At 72.3% G+C, this 22,612-nt stretch carries 21 protein-coding genes; 5 read left to right on the top strand and 16 right to left on the bottom strand.

All coding sequences use genetic code 11. The annotated features are described in order from the left end of the window. Positions 1-59: 59 nt before the first annotated feature. Positions 60-1,139, bottom strand: a complete 1,080-nt coding sequence (dapE, locus tag ACZ516_RS23515; RefSeq protein WP_469011570.1) for a succinyl-diaminopimelate desuccinylase — start codon at positions 1,137-1,139, stop codon at positions 60-62. Positions 1,140-1,201: 62 nt separating this feature from the next. Here dapE and ACZ516_RS23520 point away from each other — a divergent pair, with 62 nt between their 5' ends. Together ACZ516_RS23520 and ACZ516_RS23525 are read left to right on the top strand one after the other, a co-directional pair. Beyond that, positions 1,202-2,104, top strand: coding sequence for a heavy metal transporter (locus tag ACZ516_RS23520; protein ID WP_469011571.1), 903 nt, complete (start codon positions 1,202-1,204; stop codon positions 2,102-2,104). Between the two features lie 324 nt (positions 2,105-2,428). Then, a complete protein-coding gene (locus ACZ516_RS23525) occupies positions 2,429-2,917 on the top strand; it encodes an ATP-binding protein (RefSeq protein WP_358913658.1) in 489 nt (162 codons plus the stop codon). Positions 2,918-2,983: 66 nt separating this feature from the next. Here the strand turns inward: ACZ516_RS23525 and ACZ516_RS23530 are convergent, their stop codons facing one another. Continuing rightward, positions 2,984-4,078, bottom strand: coding sequence for a bifunctional succinyldiaminopimelate transaminase/glutamate-prephenate aminotransferase (locus tag ACZ516_RS23530; protein WP_469011572.1), 1,095 nt, complete (start codon positions 4,076-4,078; stop codon positions 2,984-2,986). 122 nt (positions 4,079-4,200) lie between these two features. Then, a complete protein-coding gene (fdxA, locus tag ACZ516_RS23535) occupies positions 4,201-4,521 on the bottom strand; it encodes a ferredoxin (protein ID WP_018089397.1) in 321 nt (106 codons plus the stop codon). Positions 4,522-4,664: 143 nt separating this feature from the next. Here fdxA and ACZ516_RS23540 point away from each other — a divergent pair, with 143 nt between their 5' ends. Beyond that, positions 4,665-5,666, top strand: coding sequence for a GNAT family N-acetyltransferase (locus tag ACZ516_RS23540; protein ID WP_469011573.1), 1,002 nt, complete (start codon positions 4,665-4,667; stop codon positions 5,664-5,666). 57 nt (positions 5,667-5,723) lie between these two features. Next, positions 5,724-6,572 (top strand): transglutaminase-like domain-containing protein, encoded by an 849-nt coding sequence (locus tag ACZ516_RS23545; protein ID WP_361079625.1) that lies wholly within the window; start codon positions 5,724-5,726, stop codon positions 6,570-6,572. A 16-nt stretch (positions 6,573-6,588) separates the two neighbouring features. On the opposite strand, the gene ACZ516_RS23550 is transcribed toward ACZ516_RS23545, so the two are convergent. The 8 genes from ACZ516_RS23550 to ACZ516_RS23585 all read right to left on the bottom strand — a co-directional run bounded on the left by ACZ516_RS23550 (position 6,589) and on the right by ACZ516_RS23585 (position 14,209). Further along, positions 6,589-7,239, bottom strand: coding sequence for a response regulator (locus tag ACZ516_RS23550; RefSeq protein WP_469011574.1), 651 nt, complete (start codon positions 7,237-7,239; stop codon positions 6,589-6,591). Then, positions 7,236-8,396 carry a sensor histidine kinase gene (locus ACZ516_RS23555; RefSeq protein ID WP_361079742.1) on the bottom strand — a complete coding sequence of 387 codons (1,161 nt, stop codon included), beginning with the start codon at positions 8,394-8,396 and terminating at the stop codon, positions 7,236-7,238. The genes ACZ516_RS23550 and ACZ516_RS23555 overlap by 4 nt, the downstream gene beginning before the upstream one ends. 56 nt (positions 8,397-8,452) lie before the next feature. After that, positions 8,453-9,211, bottom strand: a complete 759-nt coding sequence (locus tag ACZ516_RS23560; RefSeq protein ID WP_469011575.1) for an ABC transporter permease — start codon at positions 9,209-9,211, stop codon at positions 8,453-8,455. After that, entirely contained in the window at positions 9,208-10,122 is a 915-nt protein-coding gene (locus ACZ516_RS23565; RefSeq protein ID WP_469011576.1) for an ABC transporter ATP-binding protein, read from the bottom strand. Before ACZ516_RS23565 ends, ACZ516_RS23560 begins: the two co-directional genes overlap by 4 nt. A 109-nt stretch (positions 10,123-10,231) precedes the next feature. After that, entirely contained in the window at positions 10,232-12,400 is a 2,169-nt protein-coding gene (locus ACZ516_RS23570) for a hypothetical protein (protein WP_469011577.1), read from the bottom strand. A 165-nt stretch (positions 12,401-12,565) separates the two neighbouring features. After that, positions 12,566-12,982 carry a DUF6113 family protein gene (locus ACZ516_RS23575; RefSeq protein ID WP_469011615.1) on the bottom strand — a complete coding sequence of 139 codons (417 nt, stop codon included), beginning with the start codon at positions 12,980-12,982 and terminating at the stop codon, positions 12,566-12,568. A gap of 53 nt (positions 12,983-13,035) precedes the next feature. Continuing rightward, entirely contained in the window at positions 13,036-13,959 is a 924-nt protein-coding gene (gene mshB, locus ACZ516_RS23580) for an N-acetyl-1-D-myo-inositol-2-amino-2-deoxy-alpha-D-glucopyranoside deacetylase (RefSeq protein WP_361079633.1), read from the bottom strand. 55 nt (positions 13,960-14,014) lie between these two features. Then, a complete protein-coding gene (locus tag ACZ516_RS23585) occupies positions 14,015-14,209 on the bottom strand; it encodes an SH2 domain-containing protein (RefSeq protein WP_358583875.1) in 195 nt (64 codons plus the stop codon). 148 nt (positions 14,210-14,357) lie between these two features. On the opposite strand from ACZ516_RS23585, the gene ACZ516_RS23590 reads away from it, so the two are divergent. Beyond that, positions 14,358-16,535, top strand: a complete 2,178-nt coding sequence (locus ACZ516_RS23590) for a prolyl oligopeptidase family serine peptidase (RefSeq protein ID WP_469011578.1) — start codon at positions 14,358-14,360, stop codon at positions 16,533-16,535. A 13-nt stretch (positions 16,536-16,548) separates the two neighbouring features. On the opposite strand, the gene ACZ516_RS23595 is transcribed toward ACZ516_RS23590, so the two are convergent. The 5 genes from ACZ516_RS23595 to ACZ516_RS23615 are packed head-to-tail and all read right to left on the bottom strand — an operon-like array spanning position 16,549 to position 22,173. Further along, positions 16,549-17,589, bottom strand: a complete 1,041-nt coding sequence (locus ACZ516_RS23595) for an ABC transporter ATP-binding protein (RefSeq protein ID WP_361079637.1) — start codon at positions 17,587-17,589, stop codon at positions 16,549-16,551. Then, positions 17,576-18,622, bottom strand: a complete 1,047-nt coding sequence (locus tag ACZ516_RS23600) for an ABC transporter ATP-binding protein (RefSeq protein WP_469011579.1) — start codon at positions 18,620-18,622, stop codon at positions 17,576-17,578. Before ACZ516_RS23600 ends, ACZ516_RS23595 begins: the two co-directional genes overlap by 14 nt. A 6-nt stretch (positions 18,623-18,628) precedes the next feature. After that, a complete protein-coding gene (locus tag ACZ516_RS23605) occupies positions 18,629-19,606 on the bottom strand; it encodes an ABC transporter permease (protein ID WP_469011580.1) in 978 nt (325 codons plus the stop codon). Continuing rightward, positions 19,599-20,522: an ABC transporter permease gene (locus ACZ516_RS23610; RefSeq protein WP_361079641.1), complete on the bottom strand. Its 924-nt coding sequence runs from the start codon at positions 20,520-20,522 to the stop codon at positions 19,599-19,601. Before ACZ516_RS23610 ends, ACZ516_RS23605 begins: the two co-directional genes overlap by 8 nt. A gap of 16 nt (positions 20,523-20,538) precedes the next feature. Continuing rightward, positions 20,539-22,173 carry a peptide ABC transporter substrate-binding protein gene (locus ACZ516_RS23615; protein WP_469011581.1) on the bottom strand — a complete coding sequence of 545 codons (1,635 nt, stop codon included), beginning with the start codon at positions 22,171-22,173 and terminating at the stop codon, positions 20,539-20,541. Between the last annotated feature and the right edge of the window lie 439 nt (positions 22,174-22,612).

Genomic DNA, 22,612 nt, shown 5'->3' on the forward strand with positions numbered 1-22,612 from the left:
CCGGAGGGACCTGTGGATGTCCGGCACCGGGAGGGTGACCCGGTGCCCCTGGGGTCGGGCTAGGCCGTCAGCCAGGCCCGCAGCCGCTCCTCCGCCTCCGGGATCCGCGAGGCCTTGACGCGTTCGTCGACCTTGTGGGCGAGCAGCGGGTCGCCGGGACCGAAGTTCACCGCGGGCACGCCGAGTGCGCTGAACCGGGAGACGTCCGTCCAGCCGAACTTGGGGCGGGCCTCACCGCCGACGGCCGCCATGAACGCGGCGGCGGCGGGGTGGGTGAGGCCGGGGCGGGCCGGGCCCGTGTGGTCGTCGACGACGAACTCGTCGACGCCGCAGTCGGCGAAGTACTCGCGCACGAAGGCGAGGGCGTCCTCCTCGCTGCGGTCGGGGGCGTAGCGGAAGTTGACGGTGACGGTGCACTCGTCGGGGATGACGTTGGTGGCGACGCCGCCCTCGACGCGGACGGCGTTGAGGCCCTCGTGGAACTGGAGGCCGTCGACGAACGGCCTGCGGGGCTCGTACGCGGCGAGCCTGGTCAGGATCGGGGTGGCGGCGTGGATGGCGTTGGAGCCCATCCACGCGCGCGCGGAGTGCGCCCGTACGCCCCTGGTCCTCAGCAGGACGCGCAGGGTGCCCTGGCAGCCGCCCTCGACCTGGCCGTCGGTGGGTTCCAGGAGGACCGCGAAGTCGCCGGCCAGCCAGTCGGGGTGGGCCTCGGCGACGTGGCCGAGGCCGTTGAGGTGGGCGGCGACCTCCTCGTTGTCGTAGAAGACGAAGGTGAGGTCGCGGTTGGGCTCGGTCACCGTCCGGGCGATCCGCAGCTGGACGGCGACGCCCGACTTCATGTCGCAGGTGCCGCAGCCCCACAGGACGCCGTCCTCGTCGAGGCGCGAGGGCACGTTGTCCGCGATCGGCACCGTGTCGATGTGCCCGGCGAGGACGACCCGCTCGGCGCGGCCGAGGTGCGTGCGGGCCACGACGTTGTTGCCGTGCCGGTCGACGCTGAGGTGCGAAAGGCCGCGCAGGGCTGTCTCGATGGCGTCGGCGAGGTCCTTCTCCGAGCCACTCGGGGACGGGAAGTCGACGAGCCGGGCGGTCAGCTCGGCGGCGTCCAGCGTGAGGTCAAGCGGGGTCTGGGACATGCGCACGACCCTAACGCCGCGGGGCGGGCGGGCCGGTCGGCGGACTCCAGTACCTTGGTCGCGTGCCTGAGCCACCGATCTTCCCGCGGCGCGGCCGACTGCGCCGCCTGGCGGCCGCGGTCCTCGTGCTGTGCGCCGTCGCGGGCTATGTGGCGGTGCAGTACGTGTACGGCGGCAAGCCGCCGGCGCGGTGCCGGGTGGTGTCGGCGCACGACGACGGCGCGACGTACGAGTTCACCGCGGAGCAGGCGCGCAACGCCGCGACGGTCGCCGCCGTCGGCACCTCGCGCGGCATGCCCGAGCGGGCCGTGACGATCGCGTTGGCGACCGCCCTCCAGGAGTCGGGGCTGCGCAACATCCGCCACGGCGACCGGGATTCGCTCGGCCTCTTCCAGCAGCGCCCCACGCAGGGCTGGGGCGACGAGCGCCAGATCATGGACCCGGCGTACTCGGCGGCACGCTTCTACGAGCATCTCGCCGATGTCCCCGGCTATTCGAGGCTGCCGCTGACGGTGGCCGCCCAGCGCGTGCAGCGCAGCGGCTATCCGCAGGCGTACGCCAAGCACGAGCCGGACGCCGTGCTGCTCGCCGCCGCGCTCACCGGCCGCGCGCCCGCCGCCTTCAGCTGCGAGGGCCGCCCGGGCGCGGACCCCGGCGGCCCGGCGCGGGTGCGGGCGGCGCTCGCACGCGACTTCGGGCGCGGGGTGCGGACCGGGGGCCAAGGGCGGACGGTGACGGTGCCGGTGCCCGCCACGGCCGCGGCCGACGGCAGGGCGCCGCGGCGCGGCTGGGAGCTGGCGCACTGGGCGGTGGCGCAGGCCTCCGCGCTGCGCGTCGAGCGCGTCTCGTACGGCGGGCGGGAGTGGGTCGCCGCCGAGTCGGGGACGTGGCGCAGGGTGCGCGGGGACGGCGCGGCGGGGCCGGGCGGCACCTCTGGCGAGGTGCGCATCGTCACCGGGCAGTAGTACGCCCCGTCACCCGTTCGGGGGGCGGCGCTCCTCGCGGCGCGGCGGGTCCGCCGGTCTCTCCACCGCCTGTGCGGGCCCCGGCCCGATCCCTTGGGGGCAAAGGGGATGAAGGATTCGGCAGCGCCCCCGACCGTGATCCGTTTGCCCGTTTTTATCCAGAGCCGATAATGCGACGTATTGCCAACTCTTTACGTCCGCGCACCGCAACCTTCCCGGGCTTCGAGCGGTAGTCACGGCGTCCGATCGCCGGAAGCCATCCGGTGGGACGCCGGAGCCGATCCGGCTGGACACCCAACGTTCTCTCCCGTCTGAAGGAGCACCATGTCCCTCCCCCTGACCCGCCGGATCGCCCGCGCCGCGCTGCTCAGCGCCGCAGGTGCAGCTTCCGTGGTCGGTGCGGCCGGCTCCGCGAGCGCCGTTGGCCTGCCCGCCTCCCCCGACCTGGGCGGGCTGACCGCGCTGGACGGCGCCGGTCTGGGCAACACCGTCGACGGCGCCGCCCAGACCACCACCAAGACCGCCGGGGACACCGGCGGCAAGGCCGTGAAGAAGGCCGTCCCGGCCGCGGGCAAGGTCGTCGGCAAGGGCGCCAAGACCGCCGCCCCGGCCGCCCAGAAGGCCGCCGGCGACGTCGCGGGCAGCGCGGGCGAGGTGCTCGGCGACACGGCGGGCACCGCCACCAAGGACGGCCTGCCCACCGACGCCGTCAGCAAGGGCGGCCTGCCCACCGACGTGGTGACCAAGGGCGGCCTGCCCACCAGCGGTCTGCCCACCGCCGGTCTGCCGACCCAGGGTCTGCCGCTCGGCTGATCGCCCGGCACCCGCACGCGGGCCCGGAGCCAGTGGCTCCGGGCCCGCGTCATGTCCGGGCGCGGCTCACGCCAGGCGCCGGACCGCCGCCGCCACCCGCTCGTCCGTCGCCGTCAGCGCCACGCGCACGAAGCGCTCGCCCGCCGGCCCGTAGAAGTCACCGGGCGCCACCAGGATGCCGAGCCCCGCCAGATGCCCGACGGTCTCCCAGCAGGACTCGTCGCGCGTGGCCCACAGGTACAGGCTCGCCTCGCTGTGCTCGATGCGGAATCCGTGCTTCAGCAGGGCGTCCCGCAGAGCGGCGCGCCGGGCCGCGTACCGCTCGCGCTGCTCGCGCACGTGCTGGTCGTCGCCGAGGGCCGCGACGACGGCCGCCTGGGTCGGCGCGGAGGTCATCATGCCGCCGTGCTTGCGGATCTGCAGCAGGTCGCCGAGGACGGCCGCGTCACCGGCGACGAACGCGGCGCGGTAGCCCGCGAGGTTCGACCGCTTGGACAGGGAGTGGACGGCGACGATCCCCTCGTAGGAGCCGCCGCACACGTCCGGGTGCAGGACCGAGACCGGCTCGGCTTCCCAGCCCAGTTCCAGGTAGCACTCGTCGCTGACGAGCAGCACGCCGTGCTCGCGGGCCCAGGCGACGGTGCGGGTCAGCTCCTCGCGGGTCAGGACGCGGCCGGTCGGGTTCGAGGGCGAGTTGAGCCACAGGAGCCGCAGGTTCGTGGGGTCGAGGTCCGTCGGCTCGTCGTAGGCGACGTACTCCGCCCTGGCCAGCCGGGCGCCCACCTCGTAGGTCGGGTAGGCGAGGCGCGGGTAGGCGACGACGTCGCCGGGGCCGAGGCCCAGCTGCGTGGGGAGCCAGGCGACGAGTTCCTTGGAGCCGACCACCGGCAGGACCTCGCGGTGCGTGATGCCCCGTGCGCCCAGACGGCGTTCGCACCAGCCGGTGAGCGCGTCGCGCAGTTCGGGGGTGCCCCACACCGTCGGGTAGCCCGGCGAGTCGGCGGCGGCGACCAGGGCCTTTTGGATCAGCTCGGGGACCGGGTCGACCGGGGTGCCGACCGATAGGTCGACGATGCCGTCCGGGTGCGCGGCCGCGGTGGCCTTGTAGGGCTCCAGCTTGTCCCAGGGGAAGGCGGGAAGCCGATCGGAGACTGCGGACACGTGCTCACTCCCGTGGTGCGCTTGTTTCGTGGGGACGGCCCGCGGCGCCGCGGTGGAAATGCCTCGGTCCCGTACGGCAGGACATGCCGTACGGGACCGGGGCGGCGCTCAGGCTGCCGTTCTTACTGGTTCTGCGGCGGCAGTGCGGCGATGAAGGGGTGGTCGCGCTCGATCAGACCGAGCTTGCTCGCGCCTCCGGGCGAACCGAGCTCGTCGAAGAACTCGACGTTCGCCTTGTAGTAGTCCTTCCACTCCTCGGGAGTGTCGTCCTCATAGAAGATCGCCTCGACCGGGCAGACCGGTTCGCAGGCTCCGCAGTCGACGCATTCGTCCGGGTGGATGTACAAGGACCGGGAGCCCTCGTAAATGCAGTCGACCGGGCACTCCTCGATGCACGCCTTGTCCTTGACGTCGACACAAGGCTGCGCGATGACGTAGGTCACGCTGTCGTTCCTCCTCGATACGGGCGTTGGCGGGCCGTCCTCAGGCTCCGCTCGCCTGGCGCGCGGGAGCGCGGCGTCGTCGATGCCCGCCCCTAGTATCTCCGTTCCCGGGCAAGATCCGAACAGGAGGGGCGTACAGAGCTGTGGAATTCACTGCGGGCGGACGGCTCGAGGTCCGCATCACCCCTGCTGACGTGGGGAAAAGGGTGTCGGTAAGACGCCTGAGGGAAGCGGGTTCACCGGGCGGCGGGTTCACCGACACGGTCGGTGTTCTCACATCGTGGAACGATGGTGTGGTGCTCATCACACGACGGACGGGCGAGAGCGTGCGGATCGCGGAGGACACCTTGGTCGCGGCGAAGGTCGTGCCGGCGGCGCCCGCCCGCAGACGGGGGCCCGCCGCCTCGTACGCGGAACTGGCGCGGGTCTGCGCGCGGGCCTGGCAGCCCCTCGAGAGCGAGCGGCTCGGCGACTGGGAGCTGCGGGCCGCCGGCGGCTTCACGCGGCGCGCCAACTCGGTGCTGCCGCTGGGCGATCCGGGACGGCCGCTGGACGAGGCGCTGGCCTACGTACGGCAGTGGTACGCGGCGCGCGGCCTGCCCGCCTATGTGCAGACCGCGACCGGCGCCGAGGGCACGCAGGAGCTGCTCTGCGCGGAGTTGGAGGCGCGCGGCTGGGCGCGCGAGGTGAGCGCTCAGCTGCGCGTCGCCGCGCTGGCGCCGGTCGCGGATCTGGACGCGGACGTGGCGCGCGTGGAGCTGTCCCGCTCGTGCGACGAGGGGTGGCTGCGGCGGTACGGGCGGGCCGGGGACTCGGCATCCCATGTGTCCCAGGTGCTGGCGAGCGGGCCGTCGGTGTGGTTCGCTTCCGTGCCCGGGAGCGGTGATGGCCCGGCCGCCATCGGGCGGTGCGTGGTGGACGGGCGCTGGGCGGGCTTCATGGCGGTCGAGGTGGACCCCGAGCACCGGCGGCGGGGACTCGCCACCGCGGTGATGACCGCGCTGGCCCGGCAGGCCCTGCTGGACGGCGCGTCGGCGGCCTGGCTCCAGGTCGAGGACGGCAACGACGGCGCGCGGGCGCTGTACGACCGGATGGGCTTCGCGGCGCATCACACCTACCACCACTACCGGCACGACGGTCCCTGAGGCGGCGGCCCGGCGGGGCGGCGCACGGCACGGCACGGAAAGCAGCCCGGCGAGGGCATGAGACACGAGGCACGTATGCACGCGGAGTCCGGCGAATGGCGGCGGCGGTTCGCCGAAGAGGCACGGTCCGAACGGCCCGGACTCGCCCTGCTGTGCCTGCTGATCGGCGCGGAGGCCGACCCTTCCCTGGACGAGGCGGGCATCGACGCCGCCGAGATCGAGCTGGACCGGCTCGCGGGCCTGCTGCCGTTCCGTCCCGGCGGGCCGCGCGCGTGGGCGGCCGCGATGGCCGAACTCCTCGGCGATCAGTGCGGCTTCGAGGGGACGCCGGGCGACTACCAGCGCCTGGAGTCCTCGCTCCTGCACCAGGTGCTCCGGCGCCGCAGGGGCCTGCCGATCCTGCTCTCCGTGGTGTGGATGGAGGTGGCGCGGCGCGCGGGCGCCCCGGTCTACGGGGTGGCGCTGCCGGGGCACTTCGTGGTCGGTTTCGGACCGCGCGACGAGCAGGTGCTCGCCGATCCGTTCGACGGCGGGCGGCTGCTGACCGGGCAGGACGCGGAGCTCTTGGTGGCCGGGACCGCGGGCACCGGCATCCAGCCGTCGATGCTGACGCCCGCCGACCCGCTGAACATCGTGCAGCGCATCCTGAACAACATCCGCGCCTGGGCCGCCGCGCGCCCCGAGCGCTCCGAGGTCGCCCTGTGGGCCCTGGACCTCTCCCTGCTGCTGCCCGCGCACCCCGCGCGGCTGCGCTACGAGCGGGCCCAACTCCTGGTGCAGCGCGGCGACTTCCTCGGCGGCGCGGCGGAGCTGGACGAGTACGCCGACGTCGTGACGGCGGTGGAGCCGACCACGGCGGAACGGGTGCGTCAGCAGGCGCGGGCCGCGCGGGCGATGCTGAACTGAGCGGCGGGGCCGCCGCTCAGAGCCAGCCCTTGTCGCGGGCGGCGCTCACGGCCTCCGCGCGGTTGCGGACGGCGAGCTTCTGGATGGCCATGGACAGGTAGTTGCGGACGGTGCCCTGCGACAGGTGCAGGGCACGGGCCAGCTCTGCGTTGGTGGCGCCGTCGGCCGCCGCGCGTAGCACCTCGCGCTCGCGGTCCGTCAGCGGGTTCGCGCCGCCCGCGAGGGCCGCCGCCGCCAGCGTGGGGTCGATGACCCGCTCCCCCGCGAGGACCTTGCGCACCGCCGCGGCGAGCTGGGCGGCGGGGGCGTCCTTGACCAGGAACGCGGCGGCGCCCGCCTCCATGGCGCTGCGCAGATAGCCGGGGCGCCCGAAGGTGGTGAGCACGACGATCTTCGTGGCGGGGAGCGCGGCGTGCAGCTCGGCCGCCGCCTCGATGCCCGTGAGTCCGGGCATCTCGATGTCGAGCAGCGCCACGTCCACGGCGTGTTCGCGCGCCGCCGCGAGCACCTCGTCGCCGCGGGCGACCTGGGCGACCACCTCGATGTCCGGCTCCAGGCCGAGCAGGGCCGCGAGGGCCTCGCGGACCATCGACTGGTCCTCGGCCAGCAGCACCCTGATCACGCCGCTCGTCCCCGCCGCCACGCCCTCGCCGCCCTCGCCGCTCATGCGGGCGATCCTACGGCCGCGGAGGTCAGCGGCACGCGGGCCGCCAGCCGGAAGCCGCGGCGGGCCGCGGGGCCGGTCTCCAGGGTGCCGCCGACGGCCGCCACGCGCTCGGCGAGGCCCGTCAGTCCGTTGCCGGCGACCGCGCCCGGGCCGCCGCCCGTGCCGTCGTCCTCGACGGACAGTTCCAGGAGCGGCCCGGCCAGGGTCTGGCGGGCCGTGAACGCCACCGTGCAGCGCCGGGCGCCGCTGTGCCGCACGACGTTGGTGACGGCCTCCCGCAGCGCCCAGGCGAGCGCCGCCTCGCCCGTCTCGTCCGGCAGTTCGGCGGGCCCCTGGAGCGGCACGTCGGCCTCGATGCCGGCGGCGGTCAGCGCCGTGCGGGCGCCCGCCAGTTCGCCGGCCAGGGTGCGCCTGCGGTAGCCGGAGACGGCCTCGCGGACGTCCACCAGGGCCTGCCGGCTGACCTGTTCGATGTCGGCCACCTGCTGGGCCGCCTTATCGGGGTGGTCGGGGAGCATCCGCCCGGCCAGCTCGCTCTTGAGCGTGATCAGGGAGAGCGAGTGCCCGAGCAGGTCGTGCAGGTCCCTGGCCAGGCGCAGCCGCTCCTCGTTGGCGGCGAGCTGGGCGACGGTGGCCCGTGCCTGGCGCAGCTGGACCGTCGTACGCACCAACTGGCGTACGCCGCTCATCGCGAAGCCGACGAGGAGGCTGAGCACGGCGAGGTTGCCGAGGAGGTCCTGGAGGCTGTCCGTGCGCAGGCCCACCGCGACCATCACGGCCGTCACCGCGGGGATGATCCCGCCCGCGTACCGCATCGGGAGCACCGCGCCGGCGGAGACCGAGACGTACACGAACAGCCCGAGCCAGTGGCTGCCGAAGACGAAGGCGAGGACCACTGCGAGGGCGAGCTGCACCGCGAACGACACGGACACCGCACGCCAGTCGAGCACCCGCACGGTGTAGCGGAAGACCAGCGAGAGGTAGCAGGCCACGAAGGCCGCGAGGCCCAGGGAGCCGAGCGCCGTGGCCACGCCGGAGCGCTCGGTCACCACGAGGTCGTGCACCGGGCCGGCCAGGAAGACCAGCCAGATGCCGATCCACAGCGCCTTGACGAGGATCTGCCGGCGGTCGAGGACGGGCCGGCCGAAGACGTGCAGCGGGTGGGCCTCTTCGAGGAGCGGGTCGTGCGCGTCGCGGGCGCGGGGAGCCTTGCTCACGCCTTCAGGGTGTCCTTCCGGTACAGCCACGCCGCGCCGCCCGCGAACAGCAGGAAGTAGGCGACCAGCAGGGTGACGTCCTTCGCGTGCGGGGCGTCGCCCAGTTCGATGGCCTGCCCGAGGGCAGCGTACGCGTGGGTGGGCAGCCAGGACGCCACGTCCCGCAGCCACCCCGGGAAGGTCGTCGTGGGCATCCACAGGCCGCCGAGCAGGGAGAGCCCGAAGTAGACGATCATCGTGAGGGGGCGGACCGCGTCGCCGGACGCCAGGTAGCCGATGGCCACGCCGAGCGCCGCGAAGCAGAGGCTGCCCGCCCAGATCGCGCCGGTCAGCGCCAGCCACTGCCAGGCTTCGAGGCGGACGTCCTTGAAGGCGGCGGCGACGGCGAACACCACGACGATGGACGGCAGGCTGACCACCGCCGCGCTCGCTGTCTTCGCCAGGACGTAGCCGCGCCCGGGGAGCGTCGTCAGGCGCAGCTGGCGCACCCAGCCGCTCTCCCGCTCCTTGGCGATGCGCTCGCTGTTGCCCATCAGTACGGCGGTCAGGGCGCCGAAGGACGCCATCGAGACCATCATGAAGGCGGGGACGGAGAGCCCCGAGCCGGGCACCTCGTCGGAGCCGCCCTGGGTGCCCGCCACGATCAGGAAGAGCACCGAGGGGTAGATCACGGAGAAGAACAGGAACTTGCGGTTGCGCAGGGCGCGGACGATCTCCAGCCTGATCAGGCCGCGGGAGGCGAGTGCGTTGGTCATCGGTTCCTGGCCTCCTCGGCCTCGGTGATCGCCACGAAGGCCTGCTCCAGGCCGAGCCCGGCGACTTCGAGGTTGCGGGGGTGGACGCCGAGCCCGTACAGGGCGTGCACGGTGGCGTCGGCGTCGGCGGACTGGATCCGGACCGTGCGGCCCGAGACGTCCAGCGACGTCAGGAAGGGCAGTTCGCGAAGTCGTCCGGTCAGCGCCTCGTCGATCTCGGCGAGGTCGAAGGCGACCTTGCGGGCGCCCGCCCTCGCCTTGATCTCGGCGGCGGTGCCGTCCGCGAGGAGACGGCCGCGGTGCAGGACCAGGACGCGGTCGGCGATCGCGTCGGCCTCTTCCAGGTAGTGCGTGGCGAACAGGACCGCGCGGCCCTGGTCGGCCTGCTCGCGCATGGTCGCCCAGAACGCCTGGCGGGCGGTGACGTCCATGCCGGTGGTCGGCTCGTCCAGGACGATCAGGTCGTTCGCGCCCGCCGTGGCGAGTGCGAAGCGCACACGCTGCTCCTGGCCGCCGGAGAGCTTGTCGACCTTGCGGTCGGCGATCTGCGTGATCCCCGCGTCGGCGAGCACGTCGGTGACGCGGCGGGGCCTCGGGTGCAGATCGCAGGCCAGGCGCACCAGCTCGCGGACGGTGACCTCGCCCATCAGGCCGCCGCTCTGCAGCATGGCGCCGACCCGGCCGGCGGTGATCGCCTCGCGCGGCGAGGTGCCGAAGACCCGCACCGTGCCGCTGTCCGGGCGCCGCAGGCCGAGCAGCAGGTCGAGGGTGGTGGACTTGCCCGCGCCGTTCGGCCCGAGCAGCGCCACGGTCTCACCGGGGCGCAGGTCGAGGGTGAGACCGTCCACGGCGCGCATGGCGCCGTAGCTCTTGGTCACCTGGGTGAAGCTCACTGCCGTCATGTGCTCCATCGTCGGCGACGGCGGAGGGCGGCGGCAGTGTCGTCCGTGCCGGGTCCGGGATGACAGATGTCATGTGGTGCTGTCGTCCCGGACCCGCGCGGACCTGTGCCTGCGGCGGCTAGTCGGCGTTCGTCTCGATCACGCCGATGCGTTCGGCCGGTGTCTTGCCGAGCAGCGCCTTGTTCATGGCGCCCGCCACGTCGGTCGGCTGGACCGGCGTCTTGTCGCCGTTGCCGCGCTGGATGAGGATGCCGTCGAAGATGTTGCCGTACAGCTTCTTCAGCTCCACCAGGTCGTAGTGCGGCTGCAGGCTGCCGTCGTCCACGGCCTTGGCCGACAGGATCTTCGGCAGGGACCTCGCCGGGCCGAAGGGGATCTCCTTGGCGCCCGCCCTGATCGTGACGTTGGCGGACATCGCCGGCTTGGCGAACCGGGTCATGAACTTGTCGACCTCGGCCTTGGAGACCCGCGGGCTGCGGGTGGTGACCGGCACCCGGACCGGGCCGGCGCTGCCCGTCTCGACCTGCTTCTCGTAGGCCTGGGCGACAGCGGTGGTGGACGCCTTGGGGTCGATGCCCTTGCCGACCCTGCCGTAGACGGGGACGGCCTTGCCGGGCAGGAACTTGACCGTGCCCTCCTTGGCCGAGCCCGAGCCGCCCGCGGCGCGCTCCAGGGCGGCCGCCAGCTTCTCCTCGTCGACGGGCATGACCGGCTCGACGACACGCTGGTTGCCGAAGAGCGAACCGATCACCGACACGGGGTTGTAGTCGCTGCCCGCGGCCTCGCGGACGGTGGCCTGGCTGTCCAGCGTCAGGCCCGCCTGGTCCGGCTTGAGCGTGACCTGCTCGCCGGCCACCGACAGCTTCAGGGGCTTGGCGACGCGCTCGCCGAGGGCGTCGTCCAGCTTCTTGACGGCCTCGTCGCGAGTGCCGCCGCCGATGTCGACGCCGAGCACCGTGGTGCCCTTCGGCACGTCGGCGTGGTTCATCAACAGGCCCGCGCCGTACGCGCCGCAGGCCACCACGACCACGGCGGCCGCGAGGAGGACCAGCTTGTTGCGGCCCTTCTTCTTCGGCTTCGGCGCGGGCTTGGCGGCGACGGGCGGCACGTCGGAGCGCACCGGGTCGGGCAGCTTCGGCGGGGTGTGCGCCGACGGCCCGTCGTCCTGCGTGGCCGGTACGACGGGGATGCCGCTGGTCAGCGTCTCCCCCGAGACGTTGCCGCCCGGGGCGGGGGCACCCGGTCCGCCGGCGGGCGGGCGCGGGCCGCCGGGGGGCGGCGAGAGGGGGCCGCCCTTCTGGGGCGTGAGGATCGCGGTGTCGTCGCTCAGGGCGCCCGAACGCGGCGGGACGCCCGTGGAGTTGCCGGGGCCGGTGGGACCGGCGGGGCGGGAGCCGGGCGTGGTCGGCGCGAGCGGGCCGTCGCCGGTGACGGGGCCACCGGTCGGGCCCGCGGGGCCCCGGGAGCCCTGGGGGCCGTTCGCGGCTTCCCCCGGGCCCGTGCCCGGGCCGCCGGTGAAGTACGGCAGGTCGCCCTGCGGCGCTCCCGAGCCGAGGGGTCCGGACGCCACGGCGCCCGATACGTCGTAGGAGCCCGAGCCGTCGTAGGCACCCGAGCCGTCGAAGGAGCCCGGGCCGTCGTAGGAACCCGAACCGGAACCGTTCGCCCCTGGGCCGCCGGGGGCGCTCGAACCGCTCGCCGGGGGCGCGCCGTTGCCGGCGCCCGCCGCGCCGCTGTCGCCCCGCGCGGGCTTGCGCGGCGCGAACCAGTCGCTGGTCTTCTCCTCGGCCGCGCCGGAACCCGCCGTGCCGCCCTCACCCGGGGCGGACCCGGCACCGGCGTCCCCGCCGGACGAGGTGGAAGCGGAACCGGAAACGGAACCGGACGAGAAGTCTCCGCCGACGCCACCGGAAGCGGCGCCTCGCGCGGCAGCGGCGTCCGCGTCCCCGGCCGTGTCCCGGGCACCGGGAGCCCCGGGCGCGGCGTTCGCGTCCTGGGCGCGCGAGGTGTCACCGCGCGAGCCGCCCTCGTCGCCGACGGGCGTCCGCATGACGACCGGTGGGATGGGCCGCGAGCCGGGGATGTTGATCCGGACGCGGGTGGTCAGCGTGGTCTGGGTCTCGGGCTCGTCCGGCCGCTGCTCGGCGGCCTGCCGCCGCCGGCCGTCCGCGCCGCCGTCCGCGGCAGGGCCTTGCGCCGGGGAGCCGTACGGCGGCGTCCCCGAGGGGTATGCGGCTCCACCGCGCCCCTGGGGCCCGGAGGACGAACTGTCAGTTTCACGACTCAAGGCAGGTTCTCCTGGTTGACTCCGCCGCCCGGTCTCGGCCTCGTCCGGGGTCCCCCCGGCCGGAGGATGGGGAGGATCGGCGGCCGCACCACCATACTGGCCGCCGTCGGCGCTCTTCCTGTGACCGGCGTCAAACCCGTGCGGAACACGGTCCGAAGTGGTACGTCACTTGCCAAGTCGGGCGGTGCCGCCGCCCGGTTGCGGCAGCTGTCCGAGCGTGGCGCACATCACAGCCACCGCCATACCGCCGAACAGGAACCCGTACGAGCGCAGGCCCGCGCCGAAGAGGAAGTCCCCCTCGGATCTGGTGGCGGTGAGCAGCATGACGGCGACCAGCCAGCCCGCGGCGGGCGCGACGGCCCCCGCTCTGGTGCCGGCCGCCCGCGCCCCGCCGTGGAAGGCGCCGGCCGCACCGAGGAGCGCGAGCAGCAACCCGGCGGGGAAGTAACCGCCTTGGACGAGCGCGCCGGCGGTGCCGACGAGGGCGCCGAGCACGAAGAGAGCGGCGTACGCGGCGAGCCGTCCCGCTCGCAGCGGCTGCGCGAGGAAGCCCCCGGCGGGGGCCGGGGCCGACGCGGGCAGGGGGCCCGGGGGCGGCGAGGCGGAACCGGCGGACGACGCCCGGGAACGCGTGCTCACAGCGAGGTCACCTCGGCCATATCCGTCGTCCTTTCGAGTCCCGCGAACAGATCCGTCTCGCGGTGCGTGCCGTCACCCGACATTTCTCCCCGTACCAGCTCGTAGTACTCCACCTCGAAGAGGGGTTGGGCGAGATCGTTCGAGAGGGCGAAGAGGGGTTCGCTCACCGTGATCTGGGTGGCGTGGGCGCGCATGGCCGCCGCCTTGGCCGCCTTGAAGGGGCCGCCGTCGATCTCCGTCGTGATCCGCTCGTCGTCCGTGACGCCCGGCACGTCGGCGACGGCGGCGGGCCGCGTGAACGGCGAGAAGCGCAGCGGGTCCGCCATCCGCCGGAAGCTCTCCTCGGCCACCGAGCGGGGCACGCGGTTCCAGTAGATCTTGGCGATGGTGTGCGGCTCACCGAGGTCGCGGCGGAAGGCCGGCTCGGCCGCGAGATCGGCGGCGCGCATGGCGACGCGGTGCGCCTGGATGTGGTCGGGGTGGCCGTAACCCCCGTCGGGGTCGTACGTCACGAGGACCTGCGGCCGGACCTCGCGGATCACCTCCACGAGGTACGCGGCGGCCTCGTCGAGGTCGGCCGACCAGAAGGCGCCGGGCCTGTCGTTCTGCTCGACGCCCATCATCCCGGAGTCGCGGTACCGGCCCGCGCCGCCGAGGAAGCGGTGGTCGGTGACGCCCAGCTCCTTCATGGCGGCGGCCAGTTCCCCGACGCGCCAGGCGCCCAGTGAGTCCTCGCGGTCGGCGGCGAGGTGGGCGAGCCCGGCCGGAATGACCTCGCCCTCCTCGCCCAGCGTGCAGGTCACCAACGTCACATGGGCGCCCTCGGCCGCGTACTTGGCCATGGTCGCGCCATTGTTGATCGACTCGTCGTCGGGGTGCGCGTGCACGAGCAGCAGGCGCCGGGCGGGCGGTTCCGTCATGGGACCACCCTACGAGGACATCGCGGGACCTCCCCACGAGGACCGCGGGCGCGGGTCAGAACTTGATGTCACCGATCATCCCCGCCACGTTCGTCGTCAGCTCGTTGATCGTGGGGGCGATGGACGAACTCGCCAGGTAGAAGCCGAGCAGCGTGCAGACGACAGCGTGTCCCGCTTTCAGGCCTGACTTCTTGACCAGCAGGAAGACGATGATCGCCAGCAGCACCACCGCCGAAATCGAGAGTGCCACGGCGGTCACCTCCAAGTCGTTTGACGAAACCCAGTGCGGACACCGGCGGGTTCATACCCACCAAGCGCTACGGATCATAACTATCCGTGCGGACGCATGACTCGGAGCACGGCAGCACAGGGGGGCGCATGCGCCCTAGGGTCGGGGGATGACGACCGAGAACCCCGCAATCCACAGGCCCGCCCCGAGCCCCGAGCCAGAGCTCTCCTTTCCCCGGGAGCACGCGCGTACGCAGCGGTTCACCCTGGGCGCGCCCCGTGCGTTCACGGTGGCGCCGGACGGGTCGCGGGTGGTCTTCCTGCGTTCGTCCTCCGGCACCGATCCGTCGCACCGCCTGTGGGTCCTCGACCTCGCGGACGGCATGGCCGAGCGGCTCGCCGCCGATCCGGGCGTGTTGCTGGGCGGCGCGGCCGAGCGGCTCTCCCCGGTGGAGCGGGCGCGGCGCGAGCGCAGCCGAGAGGGCGGCGCGGGCATCGTGGAGTACGCGACGGACGCGGCGGTGGAGTTGGCGGCGTTCGCGCTGTCGGGCCGGCTCTTCACGGCGGAGCTGCGGGCGGGCACGACGCGTCAACTGCCCGCGCGGGGCCCGGTCATCGATCCGCGCCCCTCGCCCGACGGCCGGCATGTCGCGTACGTCTGCGGGGGCGCCCTGCGGGTGACCGGCGCCGACGGCGAGGGCGACCGGGCGCTCGCGGAGCCGGAATCCGGCCATGAGTCGACCGTCACCTACGGCCTCGCGGAGCATGTCGCGGCGGAGTCGATGGCGCGGTACCGGGGCTTTTGGTGGTCGCCGGAATCCGACCGGCTGCTCGTCGCGCGGGTCGACGACGCGCCGGTCGGGCGGTGGTGGATCGCGGACCCCGCGCACCCCGACCGGGAGCCCGCCCAGATCGCCTATCCGGCGGCGGGCACGGCCAACGCGGACGTACGCCTGTTCGTTCTCGGGCTGGACGGCTCGCGCACCGAGGTGGTGTGGGACCGTGTCCGGTTCCCGTACCTCGCCCGGGTGCACTGGTCCTCGGACGGCGCCCCGCTGCTCCTGGTGCAGGCCCGTGACCAGCAGAGCCAGCTGTACCTCGCGGTGCGCCCGGAGAACGGTTCGACGCGGATGGTGCACGCCGAGGAGGACGCCGACTGGCTGGAACTCTTCGCCGGGGTGCCCTGCTGGTCGCCCAGCGGCAAGCTGGTGCGGATCGTGGACGAGGGCGGGGCGCGGGTCCTGGCGTGGGGCGAGCGGCCGCTGACGGGGGCCCAGTTGCACGTCCGCGCGGTCCTGGACGTGACCGAGCAGGACATCCTCGTCTCCGCGTCGGCGGGCGAGGCGGCGGCCGACCCGGGCATCGGCGAGGTGCACGTCTACCGCGTCAACGAACTGGGTGTGGAACGCCTGTCGCGGGAACCCGGGGTGCACTCGGCGGTCCGCGCGGGCGGGGTCACCGTACTGGTTTCGGCCACTTTGGACCGTCCGGACGCAAGGGTGCGCGTGCTGCGCGACGGCAAGCAGGTGGCCACCGTCGCCTCGCACGCCCGGCGCCCGGGGCTCACGCCGCGCGTGACGCTCACCGAAGGGGGCACGCGCTGCGTTCCGTGCGCCGTCCTGCTCCCCACGGATTACCAGGCGGCGGACGGGCTGCTTCCGGTACTTCTCGATCCGTACGGCGGTCCGCACGGTCAGCGCGTCCAGTGTGCGCAGAACGTCTTCTTGACCTCGCAGTGGTTCGCCGACCAGGGTTTCGCGGTGATCGTGGCGGACGGGCGCGGCATGCGGGGCCGCTCCCCCGCCTGGGAGAAGTCGATCAGGAATGATCTGACGCTCACGCTCGACGACCAGGTCCACGCGCTGCACGCCCTCGCGGCGAGCGGCGAATACCCCCTGGACCTGGACCGGGTGGCCATTCGCGGCTGGTCCTACGGCGGCTACCTCGCGGCGATGGCCGTGCTGCGCCGCCCCGACGTCTTCCACGCGGCGGTGGCCGGCGCCCCGGTGACGGACCTGCGGCTGTACGACACGCACTACGAGGAGCGGTACCTGGGCGATCCGACCCGGACCCCGCAGACGTACCGCCACAACTCCCTGGTCTGGGACGACGGTCTGGTGAACGCGGCCGAGCCGCACCGTCCGATGCTGATCGTGCACGGCCTCGCCGACGACAACGTGGTGGTGGCGCACTCCCTGCGGCTGTCCTCGGCCCTGCTCGCCGCGGGCCGCCCGCACGAGGTCCTGCCCCTGTCGGGCGTCACGCACATGACGCCGCAGGAGCAGGTCGCGGAGAACCTGCTGCTGTTCCAGGCCGACTTCCTGAAGCGGTCGCTGAACCTGGCCTGAGCGGGCCGCGGCGCTACGGCACGACCTGCTTCTCCTCGGCGAAGTGACAGGCCGAGTCGTGCGCCGCGGGCCCGGCCGCGTACCGGAACTCCGCGGGTACCGCGAGCGCCGGCACCTCCAGGGCGCACCGCTCCCGCGCCTTCCAGCAGCGGGTGCGGAAGCGGCAGCCCGAGGGCGGGTTGGCGGGCGAGGGCACGTCGCCGCTGAGGATGATCCGCTCCCGGTGCTCGCGCGCCTCGGGGTCGGGGACCGGCACGGCGGAGAGCAGGGCCTGGGTGTAGGGGTGCGTCGGATGCTCGTAGATCTGTTCGTCGGTGCCGATCTCGACGATCCGCCCGAGGTACATGACGCCGACCCGGTCGGAGATGTGCCGCACGATCGACAGGTCGTGGGCGATGAAGACGTAGCTGAGGTCGAACTCGTCCTGGAGCTGGTCGAGGAGGTTGATGACCTGGGCCTGGACGGAGACGTCGAGGGCGGAGACGGGCTCGTCGGCGACGATGACCTCGGGCCGCAGCGCGAGGCCGCGCGCGATGCCGATGCGCTGGCGCTGGCCGCCGGAGAACTGGTGCGGGTAGCGGTTGATGTACTCGGGGTTGAGCCCGACCACGTCGAGGAGTTCCTGGACCTTCTGGCGCCGTGACCCCTTGGGGGCGACCTCGGGGTGGATCTCGTAGGGCTCCCCGATGATGTCGCCGACGGTCATCCGCGGGTTCAGCGAGGTGTACGGGTCCTGGAAGACCATCTGGATGTTGCGGCGCACCGCCTTCAGGGCCCGGCCGGAGAGCCTGGTGATGTCCTCGCCCTTGTAGCGGATCTCGCCCGCGGTGGGCCGCTCCAGGTTGACGAGCATCTTGGCGACCGTCGACTTGCCGCAGCCGGACTCCCCGACGATGCCGAGGGTCTCGCCCCGCGTGAGGTCGAAGTCGACGCCGTCCACGGCCTTGACCGCGCCGATCTGTTTGCGGATGAGAACGCCCTGGGTCAGGGGGTAGTGCTTGACCAGGCCGCGCACCTGGAGGATCGGTTCGTGCCCGGGGTCAGCGTGCGGCATCGAGCGTCTCCTTCCAGAAGTGGCAGGCGCTCCCGCGCTCGGCGACGAGGCCCTCGTACGTCACGCGCGCGAGCGGCGGTTCCTCGGTGACGCAGATGTCCTGGGCCATGGGGCAGCGCGGGTGGAAGGCGCAGCCGGGCGGGATGCGCGTGAGGTTCGGCGGCAGGCCCTTGATCGCGTAGAGGGCGCGGCCCTTCTGGTCCAGGCGCGGGATGGATTCGAGGAGGCCGCGGGTGTACGGGTGGGCGGGCGCCCGGTAGATCTCGTGGACGGGGGCCTTCTCGACGATGCGGCCCGCGTACATCACGGCGATGGTGTCGGCGACGTCGGCGACGACACCGAGGTCGTGGGTGATGAGGATCAGGCCCATGCGCATCTCGCGCTGGAGTTCGGCGAGGAGGTCCATGACCTGGGCCTGGACGGTGACGTCGAGGGCGGTGGTCGGCTCGTCCGCGATAATGAGGGAGGGTTCGAGGGCCATCGCCATGGCGATCATGATGCGTTGGCGCATGCCGCCGCTGAACTGGTGCGGGTACTGGCCGACGCGTTCGCGGGCGGCGGGGATGCGCACCCGGTCCATCAGCTCGACGGCCTTGGTCCTGGCGTCCTTGCGGGACATGCCCCGGTGGACGACGAACATCTCGCCGAGCTGTTCGCCGACGCTCAGCACCGGGTTCAGCGACGACAGCGCGTCCTGGAAGATCATCGCCATGCCGGCGCCGCGGATCCCCCGACGCTCGTCCTCCTTGAGTTTCAGCAGGTCTCTGCCCTGAAAGAGGATCTCGCCCTTGGTGATCCTGCCGGGGGGCGTGTCGAGGATGCCCATGACGGCCTGGGCGGTCACGGACTTGCCCGAGCCCGACTCGCCGAGCACGGCCAGCGTCTCGCCCTCGCGGACGGCGTAGTCCACGCCGTTGACGGCCTTGGCGACGCCGTCCCTGGTCCGGAACTCCACGTGCAGGTCGCGCACGTCGAGCAGGGTGGGCGCCGCCCCGGTGGGGGCCGCGAAGGCCTCGGATGCCTCGGTTGCCATGGGCGCCTACCTCAGCTTCGGGTCGAGGGCGTCGCGCACCGCGTCGCCGAGCATGATGAACGCGAGCACGGTGACCGCCAGCGCGCCGGCCGGCCAGAGCAGCATGTGCGGGGCGTTGCGGATGTACAGGGAGGCGGCGGAGATGTCGATGCCCCAGCTCACCGTCGGCGGCTTCAGGCCGACGCCGAGGTAGGAGAGCGTGGCTTCGAGCGCGATGAACGTACCCAGCGCGATGGTCGCGACGACGATGACGGGGGCGACGGCGTTCGGCGCGATGTGGCGCAGCAGCATGCGGGTGTTGGAGGCGCCGAGGGCCCGCGCCGCCTGGACGTAGTCGTTCTGCTTGGCGGTGATCACGGAGCCGCGCGCGATGCGGGAGATCTGCGGCCAGCCGAGCAGCACCATGAAGCCGACCACGGGCCACACGGTGGAGCTGGTGACCACGGACAGGAGCACCAGGCCGCCGAGGACGACGGGGATGGCGAAGAAGACGTCGGTGAGGCGGGAGAGGATCGCGTCCCACATCCCGCCGAAGAACCCGGCGAGGCCGCCGAGGACGCTGCCGAGGAGGGCGACGCCGAGCGTGGCGCACACGCCGACGGTGACGGAGACCCGGGTGCCGTACACGACGCGGGTGTAGACGTCGCAGCCCTGTTCGTTGAACCCGAAGGGGTGGCCGGGCGAGGAGCCCTTCTGGGCGTTGGCGAGGTCGCAGGCCAGCGGGTTGCCGGTGGCGATGAGCGAGGGCCACAGCGAGACGACGACGAGGAAGACGATGATCAGGCCCGAGACGAGGAAGACGGGGTTGCGCCGCAGGTCGCGCCAGGCGTCCGACCACAGGCTGCGCGCGGGCGCCGAGGGGCCGCCGCCGTCGGGCCCGGCGGGGACCTTCTCCAGCGAGGTCGCCTCGCTGGTGGCGAGGTCCATGGCGCCGCCCGCCCCGGTCGCCGCGATGGCGCGCTCCGGCTGATGGGGTTCAGGCATAGCGGATCCTCGGGTCGAGTACGGCGTACAGGAGGTCGACGATGAGGTTGGCCAGCAGGAAGACCAGCACGAGGACGGTCACGAAGCCGACGACGGTCTGCGTGCTCTGGCGCAGGATGCCCTGGTACAGCTGGAAGCCGACGCCGTGGATGTTGAAGATCCGCTCGGTGACGATGGCGCCGCCCATCAGCGCGCCGACGTCCGTGCCGATGAAGGTGACGACGGGGATGAGCGAGTTGCGCAGCAGGTGCCGGATGATGACGCGGCGCCGGGGCAGGCCCTTGGCGATGGCGGTGCGGACGTAGTCGGCGCGCCGGTTCTCGGCGATGGAGGTGCGGGTCAGGCGGGTGACGTACGCCAGGGAGACCGAGGCGAGGACGAGGCCGGGGATCAGGAGTTCGTCGAAGGGCGCCTCGCTGGAGACGGAGGGTTTCATGACGCCCCACTTGACGCCGAGCAGGAGCTGCAGCAGCAGGCCGGTGACGAAGGTCGGCACGGAGATCACCACCAGCGTCAGGAGCAGCACGCCGGTGTCGATCGGGCGCCCGCGCCGCAGCCCGGTGAGCACGCCCAGCGAGATGCCGATGACGATCTCGAAGACGATGGCGACGACGGTCAGGCGGATGGTGACCGGGAAGGCGGCCGACATCAGCTCGGTGACCTTCTGGCCGTTGAAGGCGGTGCCGAAGTCACCGGTGAAGACGTTGCCCATGTACGTGAGGTACTGCTGCCACACCGGTTTATCGAGGCCGAACTCCTTCTTCAGCTGGGCGGCCGTCGCGGCGTCGCACTTGCGGTCCCCGCACAGGCCCGCGACGGGGTCGCCCATCACGTTCACCATCAGGAAGATCAGCAGTGTGGCGCCCACGAAGACCGGGATCATCTGGAGCAGACGCCGGATCACATAACGTCCCATGGCCGCTCCCGGCGTCTCAGTCGACCTTGATCTGGTCGTACACCGGCACGCTGAACTGGTTCAGCGTGACATCGGAGATCTTGTCGGAGTAGCCCGCGCTGCCGTTCTGGTACCAGAGCGGGATGGACGGCATCTTCTCGGCGAGGATCTTCTCGGCGTCCTGGAACTTGGCGACGGCCTTGGCGCTGTCGGTCTCGGCGTTGGCCTCGTTGACGAGCTTGTCGAACTTCTCGTCGGAGAACTTGCCGTCGTTGGACGAGGCGTCGGTGAAGTAGTTCGGCTCCAGGAAGTTCTGGATGAGCGGGTAGTCCATCTGCCAGCCCGCGCGCCAGGCGCCGTCGAGTTTCTGCTGGGAGGCCTTGCTGCGGAAGTCCGCGAAGGTGCCGACGGGGTTGCCGACGCAGGCCTTGTCCTTCTCCAGCGCCTTGTTGATGGAGTTGCAGACGGCGTCGACCCACTCCTTGTGGGAGCCGGTGTCCGCGTTGTACGTGATCTTCAGCCGACCGCCGGGGATGCCGCCGCCCTCCTCGACCAGCTTCTTGGCCTTGGCGGCGTCGTACTCGCAGGCCTCGCCGCAGAGCCCGGACTTGTACCCGCCGTCCGCGCCGAGCACCGGGGAGGTCCAGTCGGTGGCGGGCGTCCGCGTCTTCTGGAAGATCGTCTCGGTGATCTGCGCGCGGTCGATGGCCATGGACAGTCCCCTGCGGACCTTCTCCGCGCCGGGCTTGGTCCACTTGTCGTCGTAGAAGGGGAAGGCGAGGACCTGGATGATGCCGGCGGGGGTGTTGATGTACCGGTCGCCGAGGTCGCTCTTGGCGTTCCTGAGCTGGGCGGCGGGCACGTCGTCGACGAGGTCGAGGTTGCCGGCCATCAGGTTGGTGTAGGCGGTGTTGTTGTCGGTGTAGACCGTCATGTCCACACCGCCGTTGCGCGCCTTGTCCTCGCCGGGGTAGTCGTCCCACTTGCGCAGGGACATCTTCGAGCCCTTGGTGTACGACTCCACGGTGTAGGGCCCGTTGCCGACGGGCTTGGCGAGCCAGGCGTCGTGGTCGTCGTAGAACGCCTTGGGCAGGGGGGCGAAGGCGGGGTAGCCGAGGGTGTCGGGCCAGGTGGAGAACTTCTGGGTGAGCTTGACGGTGAACGTCTTGTCGTCGACGACCTTCAGCCCGGAGAGGGTCCGCGCGCCGGGCTCGCCCTTCTCGGGGTGGACCTTGTCGAAGCCCTCGATGTAGCCGAAGAAGTAGGCGTTCTTCTGGTTGTTCTTGAGGTTCGCGCCGTAGTTCCAGGCGTCCACGAAGGACTTGGCGGTCACTTTCTCGCCATTGCTGAACGTCCAGCCGTCCTTGAGCCTGACCGTGAAGTTCTGCGCGTCCTTGGTCTCGATCGACTCGGCGACCATGTTCTTGGCCTCGCCGGTCTTCGGGTCGTACTCCTTGAGACCCCGGAAGATCATGGCGAGGATCTTGCCGCCCTGCACCTCGTTGGTGTTGGCCGGTTCCAGAGGGTTCTGCGGGTCGCCCCAGGAGGAGCTGACGATGCCGGAGCCGTCGCCGCCACCGCCGCCGTCGTCCCCGCCGCCGCCACAGGCGGTCGCCGTGAGGGCGGCGGTCACCGCGCATGCGGCCCATCGGGCGTGCGTGGCTCCACGCATGGAGTCCTCCTGTTCCGGGCTGTCGCCGTGCTGTTCGGGGCCCTCGCCGTGTTCCGGGCCGTGCTGTTCCGGGCTACCGCCGTACCCCGAGTCGCTTATCGGCCAATATCACCCCAGGAGTCATGAACCGCACATTTACCCCACCCATATGGGGACCGTACGAGGTCGAGTCCATCCGGATGTACGCATTCCGAGACAGCGGCGCCCGCATATCGGACTCATTGCCGCGCTTGCCCGATTGGGTCCGACCTTGTCCATCACGCATGATTACGCGAAGGCAATGCTATGGCCCTTATTCTTCAAAGCCTTGGCAAAGAATCCCAAGAGCCCATCAAGGCGGCCGAACATTCATTGACCGCGTGGGAAGCACCTTGCGAAAGTCGCGCCTAGCCCGTAGGTGCCCTGGTTGTCCTGCGGAATCCTGATGACCCCTCCGGGC

This window comes from Streptomyces sp. NPDC034037 (genome assembly GCF_055575715.1).

Coding starts and splice junctions, on each gene's coding strand:
- ACZ516_RS23590 (WP_469011578.1), top strand. CDS start 14,358: ATGACGACCGAGAACCCCGCAATCCACAGGCCCGCCCCGAGCCCCGAG.
- ACZ516_RS23595 (WP_361079637.1), bottom strand. CDS start 17,589: ATGCCGCACGCTGACCCCGGGCACGAACCGATCCTCCAGGTGCGCGGC.
- ACZ516_RS23560 (WP_469011575.1), bottom strand. CDS start 9,211: ATGACCAACGCACTCGCCTCCCGCGGCCTGATCAGGCTGGAGATCGTC.
- ACZ516_RS23615 (WP_469011581.1), bottom strand. CDS start 22,173: ATGCGTGGAGCCACGCACGCCCGATGGGCCGCATGCGCGGTGACCGCC.
- ACZ516_RS23610 (WP_361079641.1), bottom strand. CDS start 20,522: ATGGGACGTTATGTGATCCGGCGTCTGCTCCAGATGATCCCGGTCTTC.
- ACZ516_RS23525 (WP_358913658.1), top strand. CDS start 2,429: ATGTCCCTCCCCCTGACCCGCCGGATCGCCCGCGCCGCGCTGCTCAGC.
- ACZ516_RS23605 (WP_469011580.1), bottom strand. CDS start 19,606: ATGCCTGAACCCCATCAGCCGGAGCGCGCCATCGCGGCGACCGGGGCG.
- ACZ516_RS23550 (WP_469011574.1), bottom strand. CDS start 7,239: ATGAGCGGCGAGGGCGGCGAGGGCGTGGCGGCGGGGACGAGCGGCGTG.
- mshB (WP_361079633.1), bottom strand. CDS start 13,959: ATGACGGAACCGCCCGCCCGGCGCCTGCTGCTCGTGCACGCGCACCCC.
- ACZ516_RS23600 (WP_469011579.1), bottom strand. CDS start 18,622: ATGGCAACCGAGGCATCCGAGGCCTTCGCGGCCCCCACCGGGGCGGCG.
- ACZ516_RS23545 (WP_361079625.1), top strand. CDS start 5,724: ATGAGACACGAGGCACGTATGCACGCGGAGTCCGGCGAATGGCGGCGG.
- dapE (WP_469011570.1), bottom strand. CDS start 1,139: ATGTCCCAGACCCCGCTTGACCTCACGCTGGACGCCGCCGAGCTGACC.
- ACZ516_RS23565 (WP_469011576.1), bottom strand. CDS start 10,122: ATGGAGCACATGACGGCAGTGAGCTTCACCCAGGTGACCAAGAGCTAC.